Genomic DNA, 16510 nt, shown 5'->3' with positions numbered 1-16510 from the left:
TGGGCATTATCCGTTGCGAAGACGGGCTTGCCAACCTTAGCAGGCAGGATGTGGATGTGCGGTGACAATTGCGCCGCCATTCCTTGCGGCAGCGGATCGGCCTGCGATGGCGATCCGTCTGTCAGTACAGGTCCACCGGATCGACATCCAGCGACCAGCGCACCGCGCGTCCGCTCGGCATCTGCTCCAGCGCCAGCAGCCAACCGGCCAGCAGCCGGTGCAGCGGAGCCCGCGCCGTCGCCTGCAGCAGCAATTGAGCCCGATAGCGCCCGGCCCGGCGCTCCATCGGCGCCGGCACCGGCCCCAGCAGCTCGATGCCGCCGAGGTTCTGCTCGGCCAGCATGCGTTCGGCTTCGCTGCATGCTTCGTCGAGAAAAGCTTCGGCCTGGCCCGGCTTGTGCGCCTCGGCGCGCAGCAGCGCCAGGTGGGCGAACGGCGGCAGGCCGGCGGCGCGGCGCTCGCTCAGGGCCTGCTCGGCGAAGGCGAAGTAGCCCTGTTCGGTCAGTTGCACCAATAAAGGATGGTCGGCGAGGTGGGTCTGGATGATCACCTTGCCCGGCTCCTCCGCCCGTCCGGCGCGGCCGGCCACCTGCACGATGAGCTGCGCCATCCGTTCGCTGGCGCGGAAGTCGCCGGAGAACAGGCCGCCGTCGGCGTCGAGGATCGACACCAGCGTGACCCGGGGAAAGTGGTGCCCCTTGGCCAGCATCTGGGTGCCGACCAGGATGCACGGCTGGCCTTTCTGGATGGTGGCGAACAGCTGGTTCATCGCGTCCTTGCGCGAGGTGCTGTCGCGGTCGACCCGCAGCACCGGGTAGTCGGGGAACAGGATCGCCAGCCGCTCTTCGGCCCGTTCGGTGCCGGCGCCCACCGGCCGCAGGTCGACCCGCTCGCACTTGGGGCACTGGCGCGGCACGCGCTCGACATGGCCGCAATGGTGGCAGCGCAGTTCGCCGTAGCGTTGGTGCACGGTCATCCGCGCATCGCAGCGCTGGCATTCGGACATCCAGCCGCAGTCGTGGCACAGCAGGGTCGGCGCGAAGCCCCGGCGGTTGAGGAACACCAGCACCTGTTGGCCGGCGGCGAGGGTCTGGCCGATGGCTTGCTGCATCGGGCCGCTGATGCCGCTGTCCAGCGGCCGGCTCTTCACGTCCAGGCGCAGGAAGCGCGGTTGCTTGGCGCCGCCGGCGCGCTCGTTCAGGCGCAGCAGGCCGTAGCGGCCGGTGTAGGCATTGTGCAGGCTTTCCAGCGAAGGCGTCGCGGAGCCGAGGACGATCGGGATGTTCTCTTGCCGCGCGCGCACCAGCGCCAGGTCCCGGGCGTGGTAGCGCAGGCCTTCCTGCTGTTTATAGGAGCCGTCGTGCTCTTCGTCGATGATGATCAGCCCCGGGTTCTTCATCGGGGTGAACAGCGCCGAACGGGTGCCGATGACGATGTCGGCCTCGCCGTCCCGGGCGGCCAGCCAGGCGTCGAGGCGGTCACGGTCGTTGACCGCCGAATGGAGCAGGGCGATGCGTGCGTTGAAGCGCTGTTCGAAGCGCGCCAGGGTCTGCGGGCCGAGGTTGATCTCGGGGATCAGCACCAGGGCCTGCTTGCCGGCTTCGAGGGTTTCGCGGATCAGTTGCAGATAGACCTCGGTCTTGCCGCTGCCGGTGACGCCGGCCAGCAGGAACGCGTGATAACTGTCGAAGCCGGCGCGGATCGCCTCACAGGCTGCGCGCTGTTCGGCGTTGAGCGGCAGCTCCGGCTGCGCCAGCCAATGCTCGTGGCGCACGCCCGGCGCATGGCGGCGCACCTCCACCCGCACCAGGTCCTTGGCCAGCAGCAGGTCGAGGCTGTCCTTGTTCAGCATCAGCTTGCCCAGCAGCCCGTGGGCGACGCCGTGCGGATGCTGGGCCAGGGTGGCCAGGGCCTCTCGCTGGCGCGGGGCGCGGGCGATGCGCGGGTCGTCGAGGCTGGCGCCGGGGGCCGCCGACCAGAAGCGCTCCTGGCGGGCCTCGGCGGGCTCGCCCTGGCGCAGCAGCACCGGCAGCGCCCAGTTCAGGGTGTCGCCGAGGCTGTGCTGATAGTACTGGGCCGTCCACAGGCACAGCTTGAACAGGGCCGGCGGCAGCGGCGCGCTGGCGTCGAGCAGGGCCAGCGCGGGCTTGAGCTTGTCGGCCGGCACGTCGCTGGTGTCGCTGATTTCCACCAGGATCCCGATCATTTCCCGCCGGCCGAACGGCACCCGCAGGCGCATGCCCGGCTGCAGGCGGTCGCGGGGCACGCCGGCCGGAGCGCGGTAGTCGAACAGGCGGCGCAGGGGGGAGGGCAAGGCGAGGCGCAAGATGGCGTCGGGCACGCGGGGTCTCGATCGGCAGACTAATGGAAGGAGCGGTCGCGCACATGACCTGTGGGGCGTCGCCTATGGGCCGGGAGCCTAGCAGACGGTCGGTTCAAGGGACAGCTTGCGTGATCGGCAAGGTCTGGTAGAATCCGCGCCCTAATTCCGTGCGGTATTCAACAATAGTGTTGGGTGGCGGCACGCTAGCTGAGGAAAGCACCATGAAAGCCGATATTCATCCAAACTACGTTGAAATCGATGTTACCTGCAGCTGCGGTAACAAGTTCGTCACCCGTTCGACTCACGGCAAAGCGCTGCCGATCGACGTTTGCAACGAGTGCCACCCGTTCTACACCGGTAAGCAGAAGACTCTGGACACCGGTGGTCGCGTTCAGAAGTTCGCCGACCGTTTCGGTGCTTTCGGCGCGAAAAAGGCCTAAGGCCGCTCATTCTGGAAAACCTTCAAGGCTTTTCCGGTCTGATGAAAAAGGCGTCCCTTGCGGGCGCCTTTTTTGTGTCCGCGATTTGGCTGCCGGACGCCCAGGCGTTCTGCCCGGCGCCCGGCGGGCTGGCCTATGTCGCGGTGCAGCGAGTGGTGGACGGCGACACCCTGCGCCTGAGCGACGGGCGCAGCGTGCGGATGATCGGGCTCAACACGCCGGAGCTGGGCAAGCAGGGCCGCAGCGACGAGCCGTTCGCCGTGGCGGCGCGCCAACGCCTGGCGTCGCTGGTGGCCGACAGCGGCGGGCGCGTCGGTCTGCTGCCCGGCAAGGAGTCCAGGGACCGTTATGGCCGGACGCTGGCGCACGTTTTCAGCCTCGGCGGCGTCAATCTCGAAGCGCAAATGCTCGCTGACGGCCTCGGGTTTCAGGTGGCGGTGGCGCCGAACGTGGATTTTGTCGCCTGTCAGCAGGCTGCCGAACGCGAGGCGCGACGGGCCGGCCGCGGCGTGTGGAAGCGCTCGCCTGTACTGAAAGCGGAGCAGATCGCCCGCTCGGGCTTTACCGTGGTCCGCGGGCGTGTGAGCACGGTACGGCGCAATCGGGGCGCAATCTTGATCGAAATGCAGGACGCGCTTGTACTGCGCGTTGCGCCCAATCTGCTCGAGCGTTTCGACGGCGCGGCGCTGCAACGGCTGGAAGGCAGGCAGATCGAGGCCCGTGGCTGGGTGGTCGACCGTTCCCGGCGCGGCGGATCGCCGCCGGGGCAGCCGCGCTGGCTGCTGCCGCTGACGGATCCGGCCATGCTGCAGTCTTCTCGCTGAAAAAAATTGTAGACATTTTTACTGGCGATTGTGAACAGTCAAGCCCTTGCGGGCCGTGGCTCTTGGCCCAAAGTCGTAGGACAGCTCGCTTGACAGGGGTGACCGGGCAGTCTTGTGAGGACTTTGCGAGGCGCGTATCCTCGCTGACCAGTCTGTCCAACAGTAAAAAGCGGAATGCCAAAATGTCTGATCTGAAAACTGCCGCTCTCGAATATCACGCCAATCCTCGTCCAGGGAAGCTGAGTGTCGAGCTCACCAAGGCCACCGCCACCGCCCGCGACCTGTCGCTGGCCTACAGCCCCGGCGTAGCCGAGCCGGTACGCGAGATCGCCCGCGATCCCGAACTGGCCTACAAGTACACCGGCAAAGGCAACCTGGTTGCAGTCATTTCCGATGGCACCGCGATTCTCGGCCTGGGCAACCTCGGCCCGCTGGCCTCCAAGCCTGTGATGGAAGGCAAGGGCGTGCTGTTCAAGCGCTTCGCCGGCATCGACGTGTTCGACATCGAAGTCGACTCCGAAAGCCCGCAAGCCTTCATCGACACCGTCAAGCGCATCTCCATCACCTTCGGCGGCATCAACCTGGAAGACATCAAGGCACCCGAGTGCTTCGAGATCGAACGCGCCCTGATCGAACAGTGCGACATCCCGGTGTTCCACGATGACCAGCACGGCACCGCCATCGTGACCGCCGCCGGCATGATCAACGCCCTGGAAATCGCCGGCAAGACCCTGGCCGACGCCAAGATCGTCTGCCTGGGCGCCGGCGCCGCCGCCATCTCCTGCATGAAGCTGCTGGTGAGCATGGGCGCCAAGGTCGAGAACATCTACATGATCGACCGCACCGGCGTGATCCACGCCGGCCGTGACGACCTGAACCAGTACAAGGCCGTGTTCGCCCACGCCACCGACAAGCGCACCCTGGACGACGCCATCGAAGGCGCGGACGTGTTCGTCGGCCTGTCCGGCCCGAACCTGCTGAGCGCCGAGCAGCTCAAGCGCATGGCGGCCAACCCGATCGTGTTCGCCTGCTCCAACCCGGATCCGGAAATCGCCCCGGAACTGGCCCACGCCACCCGCAACGACGTGATCATGGCCACCGGCCGTTCGGACTACCCGAACCAGGTCAACAACGTGCTGGGCTTCCCGTTCATCTTCCGCGGTGCCCTGGACGTACGCGCCAAGCGCATCAACGAAGAAATGAAGATCGCCGCCGCCAACGCCCTGAAGGACCTGGCCAAGCTGCCGGTGCCGAAGGAAGTCTGCGCCGCCTACGGCGTCGATGCGCTGGAATTCGGCCGTGAGTACATCATTCCGAAGCCGATGGACGCACGCCTGATCACCGTCGTCTCCGACGCCGTGGCCAAGGCCGCCATCGAGACCGGCGTGGCGACCCTGCCGTATCCGAAGAACTACCCGCTGAAAAGCGTGGATGACGTGTTCAACGGTTAAAAGCAGCCGCCCATAAAAAACCCCAGCCTAATGCTGGGGTTTTTTATGGAGGCGGTTTGGGTTTCAAGCTTCAAGCTTCAAGCTTCAAGCTTCAAGCTTCAAGCGGCAAGCTTCAAGCGGCAAGCGGCAAGTAGAGGTGCGTTGCTCTTGCTCTTGCTCTTGCTCTTGCTCTTGCTTGCAGCTTGCAGCTTGCAGCTTGCAGCTTGCAGCTTGCAGCTTGCAGCTTCTAGCTGCCCCCTAGAACAAATCGATCGGCGCCTGTTCGTCCGCCGGCAGCGGGCTGCCCGGCACGGCGCCATTGCCGATCTCGTTGACCGACGGCGGCGTGTCTTCGGCCTTGAACAGCTCGAAGTACGCGCCCGGCGTGCTCGGCGTGGCGGCGCGGCCGCTGACCGGATCCACCCGCAGGCTGAGGATGCCTTCCGGCTCCGCCTGGACATGCGGCGGCTTGTCCTTGAGGGCGGCGGACATGTAGTTCATCCAGATCGGCAGCGCCACGGTGCCGCCGAACTCCCGGCGGCCGAGGCTTTCCGGCTGGTCGAAACCGGTCCAGACCGTGGTCACGTAGTCGGCGTTGTAGCCGGAGAACCAGGCGTCCTTCGATTCGTTGGTGGTGCCGGTCTTGCCGGCGATGTCGCTGCGGCCCATGGCCAGGGCACGGCGACCGGTACCGAGCTTGATCACGTCCTGCAGCATGCTGTTGAGGATGTAGGTGGTGCGGCCGTCGACGATCCGTTCGGCCACCGCCGGCGTCTGCGGCGCCACAGTGCTGCCGGGGGCTTCGCCCGGTGTCGCGTTGACGGTGAACGCCGGGGTGGCCGGCGCGGCGATGCCGTCGGTGGCCGCCGTGCCTTGCGGCACTGTCGGCGGGTTGGCGACGAACAGGGTGTCGCCGTTGCGGCTTTCGATCCTGTCGATGATGTACGGCGTGATCTTGTAGCCGCCGTTGGCGAAGGTGCTCCAGCCGGTGGCGATCTCCATTGGCGTCAGCGTCGCGGTGCCCAGCGCCAGGGACAGGTTCGGCGGCAGGTCCTGCTTGTTGAAGCCGAAGCGGGTGATGTAATCGATGGTCTTGCCGACGCCCATCGCCTGCAGCAGGCGGATCGACACCAGGTTGCGCGACTTGTACAGCGCTTCGCGCAGGCGGATCGGGCCGAGGAAGGTGTTGGTGTCGTTCTTCGGACGCCAGACCTTGTCCAGGTATTCGTCGACGAACACGATCGGCGCATCGTTGACCAGGCTGGCGGCGGTGTAGCCGTTGTCCAGCGCCGCGCTGTAGACGAACGGCTTGAAGCTCGAACCCGGCTGGCGCTTGGCCTGCATGGCGCGGTTGTAGTTGCTCTGCTCGAAGGCGAAGCCGCCGACCAGCGAGCGGATCGCGCCGTTCTGCGGATCCAGCGACACCAGCGCGCCCTGGGCCTGAGGGATCTGGCTGAACTTGAGCGAATTGTTCGCCTGGCGCTGCACGCGCACCAGGTCGCCCACCTGCGCCACGTCCGACGGCTGGCGCGGGGCGGCGCCCATGCTGTTGGTGTTGAGGAACGGCCGGGCCCACTTCATGGTGTCCCAGGCGACGTGCTCTTCGCCGGTGCGGGTGAGCACCTGCAGGCCGTTCTTGTCCACCTGGGTGACGATGGCCGGCTCCAGGCTGCTGATGGTGCGCTGCTTGGTCAGCTCGTTGGCCCAAGCCTCGCGGGTCTTGCCCGGCAGGCGCGACTCGGGGCCGCGGTAGCCGTGGCGCTGGTCGTAGGTCATCAGGCCTTCGTGCAGGGCGTTGTTGGCCATTTCCTGCAGGTTGCTCGGCACCGTGGTGGTGACGCGAAAGCCTTCGGTGTAGGCGTCGCTGCCGTAGCGACCGACCATTTCCGCCCGGGCCATTTCGGCGATGTACGGGGCGTTCACTTCCGGGGTCGGCACGTGGTAGCTGGCGTTCAGCGGCTCGTTGACGGCGGCGGTGTAGTCCGCCTCGGTGATCTTGCCCAGCTTGTACATGCGCCCCAGGATCCAGTCGCGGCGCTCCTTGCTGCGCGCAGGGTTGGCCAGCGGGTTGAAGCGCGACGGGGCCTTGGGCAGGCCGGCGATCATCGCCATCTGCGCCAGGCTGACCTCGCGGATCGATTTGCCGTAGTACACCTGCGCTGCGGCCTCGATGCCGTAGGCGCGGTTGCCCAGGTAGATCTTGTTCACGTACAGCTCAAGGATCTCGTCCTTGGTCAGTTGCCGTTCGATCTGCAGGGCCAGGAGGATCTCGGTGGTCTTGCGCGAGAAGCTGCGTTCGCTGGTCAGGAAGAAGTTCTTCGCCACCTGCATGGTGATGGTGCTGCCGCCGGACTGGATGTGGCCGCTCTTGAGCAACTGGGTCGCGGCGCGCATCAGGCTGCTCGGGTCGACGCCGTAGTGGTTGGCGAAGTTGTCGTCTTCAGCACTTAGTAACGCATTGATGAAATTGGGGGGAATGTCGGCGAAACGGATCGGCGTGCGGCGCATTTCGCCAAATTCTGCGATCAACTTGTTGTCGCTGCTGTACACCCGGAGCGGAATCTGCAACTGAATGCTTCTCAGCGCCTCCACAGATGGCAAACCCGGACTAAGGTAAAGGAACGCGCCGCTGAGACCTAAAAGCAGTCCGCAGAAAACGGCGACGATGGACCAACCGAAAAATTTCAGCAGACGAATCAAGGCTTTTGGACATCCAGGGCAAAGAATGAAATTGGCGACGGGCTTGCGGCGACATGCACGAAGGGCCCGCGCTGGCGGTAAAAGCGGAAAAAATCGCTGGGCATTATAAGCACTTTTCCGCTGGGGGCGTCATTTGCGCTTCTGTCAAGACGGGGCGAGGGAACGCAAGGCGCATAACGGAGTCCGTAAGTCACGGATAGTCATAGGGATTGGGCAGTGCCAGGACTCTTCAACAAAAAGACCAACACGCTGCTGGGGATCGACATCAGCTCCACGTCGGTGAAGCTGCTGGAGCTGAGCCGCCAGGGCGAGCGCTACCGGGTCGAGGCCTACGCGGTGGAGCCGTTGCCGGCGAACGCCGTCGTCGAAAAGAACATCGCCGAGCTCGAAGGCGTCGGTCATGCCCTGTCCCGGGTGCTGGCGAAGGCGCGCACGGGGCTCAAGGGCGTGGCGGTGGCGGTGGCCGGTTCGGCGGTGATCACCAAGGTCATCGAGATGGACGCCGGCCTGTCCGACGACGAGATGGAGAACCAGCTCCGGATCGAGGCCGACCAGTACATTCCCTATCCGCTGGACGAAGTCGCCATCGACTTCGAGGTGCAGGGGGCGTCGCCGCGCAACGCCGAGCGGGTCAACGTGCTGCTGGCGGCCTGCCGCAAGGAGAACGTCGAAGTCCGCGAAGCCGCCCTGGCCCTGGCCGGGCTCACGGCCCGGGTGGTGGATGTCGAGGCCTATGCGCTGGAACGTTCGTTCGGCCTGCTCGCCACCCAGCTGGCGCAATCCCAGGAACGCCTGACGGTCGCGGTGGTCGACATCGGCGCGACGATGACCACCCTGAGCGTTCTGCACAACGGCCGGATCATCTACACCCGCGAGCAACTGTTCGGCGGGCGCCAGCTCACCGAGGAGATCCAGCGCCGCTACGGCCTGACCTTCGAGCAGGCCGGGCTGGCGAAGAAGCAGGGCGGCCTGCCGGACGACTATGTCGGCGAAGTGCTCCAGCCGTTCCGCGAGGCGCTGGTGCAGCAGGTGTCGCGTTCGCTGCAGTTCTTCTTCGCGTCCGGCCAGTACAACGCGGTCGACCACATCCTGCTGGCCGGGGGCACGGCATCGGTGCCGGGGCTCGACAGCCTGATCGAACAGCGCCTGGGCACGCCGACCCAGGTCGCCAACCCGTTTTCCGACATGGCGTTGAGCGGCAAGGTCAACGCCGGGGCGCTGGCCAGCGACGCGCCGGCCCTGATGATCGCCTGCGGGCTGGCGCTCAGGAGTTTCGACTGATGGCGCGGATCAACCTTCTGCCCTGGCGTGAGGAGCGCCGCGAAGAGCGGCGCAAGCGTTTCCTGCTGGCGTTGACCGGTGTGCTGGTCGGGTCGGTCGGCGCGGTGCTGATCGCCGACCAGATCATCGGCGCGGCCATCGAGCGGCAAACGGCGCGCAACGAATACATCGGCAAGCAGATCGCCCTGGTCGACGAGCGGATCAAACAGATCAGCGAACTCAAGGCCCGCCGTCAGCAACTGGTGGAGCGCATGCGCATCATCCAGGACTTGCAGGGCAACCGGCAGATCAGCGGGCGGATCTTCGACCAGCTCGCCCGCACCCTGCCTGACGGGGTGTATTTCACCGACGTGAAGATGGTCGGCAAGACCTTGTCGATCAGCGGTGCGGCGGAGTCGAACAACCGCGTCTCCGACCTGATGCGCAACCTCGACGCCTCCGACTGGTTCGATGCGCCGGTCCTCAACGAAGTGAAGGCGACCACCGCCGGGCAGCTGGACCAGGCCAACACCTTCCAGCTGACCGTTCGCCAGACCCGGCCCAAGCTGGCGGAGGACGTCCAATGAAACCGTCCGAATGGCTGGGCAGCCTGCGCAGCATCGACTTCAACGACCTGGACACCGGCAACATCGGCTCCTGGCCGACCGCGGTGAAGGGGCTGGCCGGTGCGTTGCTGATGGTGCTGGTGCTGGCGCTTGGCTACAACTTCTTCATCAGCGACCTGGAGAACCAGCTCGAGCTCAAGCGCGAGGAAGAGGCCACGCTGAAGGAGCAGTTCGCGACCAAGGCGCACATGGCGGCCAACCTCGAGCTCTACACCCAGCAGATGAAGGAGATGGAAAACTCCTTCGGCGTGCTGCTGCGTCAACTGCCCAGCGACACCGAGGTGCCGGGCCTGCTGGAGGACATCACCCGGACGGGGCTTGGCAGCGGGCTCGAATTCGAAGAGATCAAGCTGCTGCCGGAGGTGGTCCAGCAGTTCTATATCGAGCTGCCGATCCAGATCACCGTCACCGGCGGCTATCACGACCTGGCGACGTTCGTCAGCGGCGTGGCCGGGTTGCCCCGGATCGTCACCCTGCACGACTTCGAACTCGCGCCGGCCAATCCCGAAGGCGGGTCGAAGCTGCGCATGAGCATCCTGGCCAAGACCTACCGCTACAACGACAAGGGACAGCCGCAAGACAAGGGGCCCACGCCATGAGCCCGATCCGGTGTTTCATTCCGCTTGCCCTGGCGTTGGGGTTGGGTGGCTGCGGGGGCGGCGACTTCAGCGACCTCGACGCGTACATGAACGAGATCCGCCAGCGCCCGCCGGGCAAGATCGAGCCGACGCCGGTCTTCCATGCCTATCCGACCTTCACCTACAGCGCAGCGAGCCTGCGCAGCCCGTTCTCCCGCCAGGTGCGGGTCGACCTGGCGGGGCAGCGGCACGGCTCGCGCAATGTCCGGCCCGACCCCAACCGGGTCAAGCAGTACCTCGAAGGTTTCAACATCGAGCAGTTCGAGATGGTCGGCACGATTTCCAACGCCTCCGGCTCCTTCGCGCTGCTGCGCGGGGCGGGCGGGGTGCACCGCCTGAAGGTCGGCGACTACCTGGGGCGCAACGACGGTCGCATCGTCGCCATCAGCGCCTCCCAGGTCGATGTGGTCGAGATCGTTCCCGACGGCGAGGGCGCCTGGCTGGAGCGGCCGCGCACCATTCCTTTGAAAGAGCACTCATAGTGGAAGACGAACAATGAACAGGATTTTCGCAACCTTCGGTCTTTCGCTATGGATAGCGCTGCTGTCGCCGATGGTCAGTGCGGCCACCCTCAAGGCACTGGACGTGGCGGCGCTGCCGGGCGACCGGGTCGAGCTGAAGCTGTCGTTCGACGGCCCGCCGCCGCAGCCCAAGGGCTACACCACCGATTCGCCGGCGCGGATCGCCCTCGACCTGCCGGGCGTCTCCAGCCAGCTGGCGAACAAGACCCGTGACCTGGGCAGCGGCAATGCCCGCTCGGCCACGGTGGTCGAGGCCAAGGACCGGACGCGGATGATCATCAACCTGACCCAGCTGGTGCCCTACGACACCCGGGTCGAGGGCAACACGCTGTTCGTCGTGGTCGGCCAGGGCGCCCGCAAAACGGCGCCCCGGCCAGCGACGGCCGCATCGCGCCCCGCGCCGGCCAAGACGTACGCCCCGACGGCCAGGGCCATCCGGGGCGTGGACTTCCAGCGCGGCACGGCCGGCGAGGGCAATGTGGTCATCGACCTGTCCGACCCGGCCATCGCCCCGGACATCCAGGAACGCGACGGCAAGATCGTCCTCAACTTCACCCGTACCCAACTGCCCGACCCGCTGCGGGTGCGCCTCGACGTCAAGGACTTCGCCACACCGGTGCAGTTCGTCAGCTCCAGTGTCAGCGGCGACCGGGCGACCGTGACCGTCGAGCCCGTCGGCACCTACGAGTACTCGACCTACCAGACCGACAACAAGCTCACTGTCAGCATCCGGCCGATGACGGTCGATGACCTGCAAAAGCGCAACGCCGACCGCAACAGCTACAGCGGCGAGAAGCTGTCGCTGAACTTTCAGGACATCGACGTGCGCTCGGTGCTGCAACTGATCGCCGACTTCACCAACCTCAACCTGGTGGCCAGCGACACGGTGCAGGGCGGGATCACCCTGCGCCTGCAGAACGTGCCGTGGGATCAGGCCCTGGACCTGGTGCTCAAGACCAAGGGGCTGGACAAGCGCAAGATCGGCAACGTGCTGCTGGTGGCGCCGGCCGACGAGATCGCCGCCCGCGAGCGGCAGGAACTCGAGTCGCAGAAGCAGATCGCCGAACTGGCGCCGCTGCGCCGCGAACTGCTGCAGGTCAACTACGCCAAGGCGGCGGACATCGCCAAGCTGTTCCAGTCGGTGACCAGCGCCGAGGCGAAAGTCGACGAACGCGGCTCGATCACCGTCGATGAGCGCACCAACAACATCATTGCCTACCAGACCCAGGACCGCCTCGACGAACTGCGGCGGATCGTGGCGCAACTGGACATCCCGGTGCGCCAGGTGATGATCGAGGCGCGGATCGTCGAGGCCAACGTCGATTACGACAAGAGCCTGGGCGTGCGCTGGGGCGGGTCGATCCGCAACAAGGGCAACTGGAACACCTCCGGCGTGACCAACGGTGCGTCCACCACCATCGGCACGCCGGGCAGCACCAGCACCAACACGCCGTTCGTCGACATGGGCACCACCGGCAACACCTCGGGGATCGGCATCGCCTTCATCACCGACAACGTGCTGCTCGACCTCGAACTGACGGCCATGGAAAAGACCGGCAACGGGGAAATCGTCTCGCAGCCCAAAGTGGTCACCTCCGACAAGGAAACCGCCAAGATCCTCAAGGGCACCGAGATCCCGTACCAGGAGGCCAGCTCCAGCGGCGCCACGTCGGTGTCGTTCAAGGAGGCTTCGCTGTCGCTGGAGGTGACGCCGCAGATCACCCCGGACAACCGCATCATCATGGAGGTCAAGGTCACCAAGGACGAACCGGACTACCTGAACAAGGTGCAGGACGTGCCGCCGATCAAGAAAAACGAGGTCAACGCCAAGGTGCTGGTGAACGACGGCGAAACCATCGTGATCGGGGGCGTTTTCTCAAATACTCAAAGCAAGGTCGTAGATAAGGTGCCATTTCTTGGCGATGTGCCGTATCTTGGCCGCCTTTTCCGGCGTGATGTGGTCTCGGAGAAAAAATCCGAGCTGCTGGTCTTCCTCACTCCGCGTATCATGAATAACCAGGCGATTGCTGTGAGTCGTTGATTCTGTGCGAAATTTGATTCTTGTAGGCCCGATGGGCGCTGGAAAAAGCACCATCGGCCGGTTGCTGGCCAAAGAGCTGCGCCTGCCGTTCAAAGATTCCGACAAGGAAATTGAACTGCGCACGGGCGCCAATATCCCGTGGATCTTCGACAAGGAAGGCGAGCCCGGCTTTCGTGACCGTGAGCAGGCGATGATCGCCGAGCTGTGCGCGTTCGACGGCGTGGTGCTGGCCACCGGCGGAGGCGCGGTGATGCGCGACGCCAACCGCAAGGCCCTGCACGAGGGCGGGCGGGTGGTGTACCTGCACGCCTCCGTCGAGCAGCAGGTCGGGCGCACGTCACGCGACCGCAACCGGCCGTTGCTGCGCACCGCCGATCCGGAAAAGACCCTGCGCGACCTGCTGGCGATCCGCGACCCGCTGTACCGGGAGATCGCCGATCTGGTGGTGGAAACCGACGAGCGGCCACCGCGCCTGGTGGTGCTCGACATCCTCGACCGTCTGCAGCAGCTTCCGCCCCGTTAAAGCGCCGCCCGAAATGCGCTATCCTCGGCGTCCCGTCATGGCCGGGGGTGTGGCGGATGGCGTGCGGGCGGCGTCATACCGGCTAAGACCGCGGACATCCGATAATTCAGCCATCTTCACTGTGGGGACACATGCAGACACTCAAGGTCGATCTGGGCGAGCGCAGCTACCCGATTCATATTGGCGAAGGTTTGTTGGACCGGCCTGAACTGTTGGCTCCGCACATCCATGGGCGGCAAGTGGCGATCGTCTCCAACGAGACCGTGGCGCCGCTCTATCTTGAGCGTCTGACCCGCACCCTGGCGCCGTACTCGGTGATCTCCGTGGTGCTGCCCGACGGCGAGGCGCACAAGAACTGGGAAACCCTGCAACTGATCTTCGACGGCCTGCTGACCGCCCGGCATGACCGCCGCACCACCGTGATCGCCCTGGGCGGCGGCGTCATCGGCGACATGGCCGGTTTCGCGGCGGCCTGCTACCAGCGCGGCGTCGATTTCATCCAGATCCCCACCACACTGCTGTCCCAGGTCGATTCGTCGGTGGGCGGCAAGACCGGGATCAACCATCCGCTGGGCAAGAACATGGTCGGTGCGTTCTACCAGCCGAACGTGGTGCTGATCGACACCGCCTCGCTCAAGACCTTACCGGCGCGCGAGCTGTCCGCCGGTCTGGCGGAAGTCATCAAGTACGGGCTGATCTGCGACGAGCCGTTCCTGACCTGGCTCGAAGACAACGTCGACAAACTGCGCAACCTCGACCCGCAGGCACTGACCTACGCCATCGAGCGTTCCTGCGCGGCCAAGGCCGCCGTGGTCGGCGCCGACGAGCGGGAGTCCGGCGTGCGCGCCACCCTCAACCTCGGCCATACCTTCGGCCACGCCATCGAGACCCACATGGGCTATGGTGTCTGGTTGCACGGCGAGGCGGTCGCCGCCGGTACGGTCATGGCCCTGGACATGTCCGCGCGCCTGGGCTGGATCAGCGCCCAGGAGCGTGACCGCGGCATCCGCCTGTTCCAGCGCGCCGGCCTGCCGGTGGTGCCGCCCGAAGAGATGACCGAGGCCGATTTCCTCGAACACATGGCAATTGACAAGAAAGTGATCGACGGTCGCTTGCGCCTGGTGCTGCTGCGCCGGATGGGCGAAGCGGTGGTGACCGACGATTATCCGAAAGAGGTTCTACAGGCCACGCTGGGAGCGGATTACCGCGCCCTGGCTCAGCTTAAAGGTTGATAGGATTCCGATGACCAGTTTGCATGCCGACGAGGCGTTCCTCGGCCATTTCCAGTTAAGTCACGACCCGTTCGCGCCAAGGGTGCCGGGCTTCAAATTCTTCCCGGCCCAGCGCAAGCCGGTGCTGGGCCAGCTCCATCACCTGGCGCGCTACAGCCAGTTGCTGCTGGTGGTCACCGGCCCCCAGGGGAGCGGCAAGACCCTGTTGCGCCAGGCGCTGGTGGCCAGCACCAACAAGCAGTCGGTGCAGAGCGTCGTCGTCTCGGCCCGTGGCGCCGGCGACGCGGCCGGTGTGCTGCGTCAGGTGGCCCAGGCGCTGGACGTGGCCCAGGCCGAGGTCAACGCGATCCTCGCCCAGGTGGTGCAGCTGGCGCTGACCGGTCAGGAAGTCTACCTGCTGGTGGACGACGCCGAGCAGCTCGACGAGTCGGCCCTCGAGGCCCTGATGGCCTTGGGCGCCGGGGCGCCGGAAGGCCGTCCGCACGTGTTCCTGTTCGGCGAGTCGTCGCTGATCGCCCAGCTCGACGCGCTGCAGCTTGAGGAAGAGCGCTTCCATGTGATCGAGCTGCAGCCGTACACGGAAGAGGAAACCCGCGAGTACCTCGACCAGCGGCTCGAAGGCGCAGGCCGCGGCATCGAACTTTTCACCGCGGATCAGATCTCTGATATTCACGAAAGCTCCGAGGGCTGGCCGGGCAACATCAACCAGGTCGCCCGCGATGCGATGATCGAAGCCATGATCGCCAGCCGCACTGCGGTCAAGCGTCCAAGTATGGGGTTCAACATGCCGAAGAAACACGTATTGGCGATTTCCGCCGTGGTCGTGGTCGCGGTCGCCGCCGCCTGGCTGATGCCGGGCCGCAGCAAGGCGCCGACCGCCGGCGCGCCGGCCAACGAACAGGCCCAGCTGCCGTTGGGGCAGGGCGGTCAGGGCGGTGCTCCGTCCGTCGAGTTCAACGGCAACACCCAACCGATGCCGTTGCCGTTGGTCGGCAACTCGCAGCCGGTGATGCGCGGCCCGCTGGCCGAAGCGGCCGGCGGCATCACCGAAGGCGACGACGGTGTGCCGGTCGAAGGCTCCAGCGCCACGCCGCCGACCGTGACCACCACCGCGCCGCCGGCGGGTGTGCCGGCCGGCCCTGCGCCGACCCCGGTGCCTGTACCTGTGCCCGTGCCGGCGGCCAAGCCTGCGCCGGCCCCGACCCAGGTCGCCGTCGCCAAGCCTGCCCCTGTCGCGCCTGCGGCCAAACCGGCCCCGGCCCCGGCGCCGGCCAAGCCTGTGGCGGCCGCCAAACCGGCCGAGAAGCCCGCTGAGAAGCCGGTCGCCAAGGCTGCCGGCGGCAGCTGGTACGCCGGACAGGCGCCGGGCAACTACGTGGTGCAGATCCTCGGCACCAGCTCCGAGGCGACCGCGCAAAGCTTCGTCAAGGAGCAGGGCGGCGAGTACCGCTATTTCAAGAAAGTCCTCAACGGCAAGCCTCTCTACGTGATCACCTATGGCAGCTTCGCCAACCGTGATGCGGCCGTTTCTGCCATCAAGGCCTTGCCAGCGAAGGTTCAGGCTGGTAAACCTTGGCCTCGCACTGTCGCCAGCGTCCAACAGGAACTGGCTACAACTCGCTGAAGATTCGGCGGCCTTACCCAGGCCGCCTCTCCCGGCACCTCAAAATCTCCACGAGTGCGCGCTTCCTTCCAGGGTCGCGTGCCTTGTGGTGTCTGCGTCACAGTAGTCTTTGAGTCGTTGCGGTCAGAATTAAAAAAGTTTTGACTAGCACAGCAGATCGCTTTAAACATTTCACAAACGCGACATGAATTTGCGACATTTCGTCGTCAAATTTGTGAGCCTCTGTGTCGCTGTGTACAATGACCACCCTTTTGCCCCCGCAAAGCCGGCGTACGTTCGGCGCGAGATGCAAGTGGTTGAATTGAAAAGAAATTTGCCTCGAAAAGAG

At 65.6% G+C, this 16510-nt stretch carries 13 protein-coding genes; 11 read left to right on the top strand and 2 right to left on the bottom strand.

The annotated features are described in order from the left end of the window. Positions 1-121: 121 nt before the first annotated feature. A complete protein-coding gene (locus KVG96_RS22530) occupies positions 122-2341 on the bottom strand; it encodes a primosomal protein N' (protein ID WP_217894001.1) in 2220 nt (739 codons plus the stop codon). Positions 2342-2544: 203 nt separating this feature from the next. On the opposite strand from KVG96_RS22530, the gene rpmE reads away from it, so the two are divergent. From rpmE to KVG96_RS22515, 3 genes are all read left to right on the top strand, one after another. Continuing rightward, complete coding sequence (gene rpmE, locus KVG96_RS22525; protein WP_085585435.1) at positions 2545-2763, top strand: 50S ribosomal protein L31; 219 nt, start codon at positions 2545-2547, stop codon at positions 2761-2763. 41 nt (positions 2764-2804) lie between these two features. Beyond that, positions 2805-3587 carry a thermonuclease family protein gene (locus KVG96_RS22520; RefSeq protein ID WP_217894000.1) on the top strand — a complete coding sequence of 261 codons (783 nt, stop codon included), beginning with the start codon at positions 2805-2807 and terminating at the stop codon, positions 3585-3587. A gap of 182 nt (positions 3588-3769) precedes the next feature. Beyond that, a complete protein-coding gene (locus KVG96_RS22515; RefSeq protein ID WP_217893999.1) occupies positions 3770-5038 on the top strand; it encodes a malic enzyme-like NAD(P)-binding protein in 1269 nt (422 codons plus the stop codon). A 237-nt stretch (positions 5039-5275) separates the two neighbouring features. On the opposite strand, the gene KVG96_RS22510 is transcribed toward KVG96_RS22515, so the two are convergent. Next, a complete protein-coding gene (locus KVG96_RS22510) occupies positions 5276-7714 on the bottom strand; it encodes a penicillin-binding protein 1A (RefSeq protein WP_437180525.1) in 2439 nt (812 codons plus the stop codon). Between the two features lie 219 nt (positions 7715-7933). Between KVG96_RS22510 and KVG96_RS22505 the strand changes: the two genes are divergently transcribed. The 8 genes from KVG96_RS22505 to KVG96_RS22470 all read left to right on the top strand — a co-directional run bounded on the left by KVG96_RS22505 (position 7934) and on the right by KVG96_RS22470 (position 16182). Beyond that, a complete protein-coding gene (locus KVG96_RS22505) occupies positions 7934-8998 on the top strand; it encodes a pilus assembly protein PilM (protein ID WP_217893997.1) in 1065 nt (354 codons plus the stop codon). Continuing rightward, positions 8998-9564: a PilN domain-containing protein gene (locus KVG96_RS22500; protein WP_217893996.1), complete on the top strand. Its 567-nt coding sequence runs from the start codon at positions 8998-9000 to the stop codon at positions 9562-9564. Before KVG96_RS22505 ends, KVG96_RS22500 begins: the two co-directional genes overlap by 1 nt. After that, positions 9561-10202: a type 4a pilus biogenesis protein PilO gene (pilO, locus tag KVG96_RS22495; RefSeq protein ID WP_217893995.1), complete on the top strand. Its 642-nt coding sequence runs from the start codon at positions 9561-9563 to the stop codon at positions 10200-10202. Before KVG96_RS22500 ends, pilO begins: the two co-directional genes overlap by 4 nt. Beyond that, positions 10199-10723, top strand: coding sequence for a pilus assembly protein PilP (locus KVG96_RS22490; protein ID WP_217893994.1), 525 nt, complete (start codon positions 10199-10201; stop codon positions 10721-10723). Before pilO ends, KVG96_RS22490 begins: the two co-directional genes overlap by 4 nt. 13 nt (positions 10724-10736) lie before the next feature. After that, positions 10737-12803: a type IV pilus secretin PilQ gene (locus KVG96_RS22485; RefSeq protein ID WP_217893993.1), complete on the top strand. Its 2067-nt coding sequence runs from the start codon at positions 10737-10739 to the stop codon at positions 12801-12803. 4 nt (positions 12804-12807) lie between these two features. Next, positions 12808-13326: a shikimate kinase AroK gene (aroK, locus tag KVG96_RS22480; protein ID WP_085585417.1), complete on the top strand. Its 519-nt coding sequence runs from the start codon at positions 12808-12810 to the stop codon at positions 13324-13326. Between the two features lie 131 nt (positions 13327-13457). Beyond that, positions 13458-14558 carry a 3-dehydroquinate synthase gene (gene aroB / locus KVG96_RS22475; protein WP_217893992.1) on the top strand — a complete coding sequence of 367 codons (1101 nt, stop codon included), beginning with the start codon at positions 13458-13460 and terminating at the stop codon, positions 14556-14558. Between the two features lie 10 nt (positions 14559-14568). Next, the gene (locus KVG96_RS22470) at positions 14569-16182 is read left to right on the top strand and encodes an AAA family ATPase (protein WP_217893991.1); all 1614 of its coding nucleotides are present in this window, start codon (positions 14569-14571) and stop codon (positions 16180-16182) included. Positions 16183-16510: the final 328 nt, after the last annotated feature.

The organism is Pseudomonas ekonensis, assembly GCF_019145435.1.
GTDB lineage: Bacteria > Pseudomonadota > Gammaproteobacteria > Pseudomonadales > Pseudomonadaceae > Aquipseudomonas > Aquipseudomonas ekonensis.
Note: the sequence above shows the minus strand (reverse complement) of the source record. Positions and strands in the feature narration are given on the sequence as shown.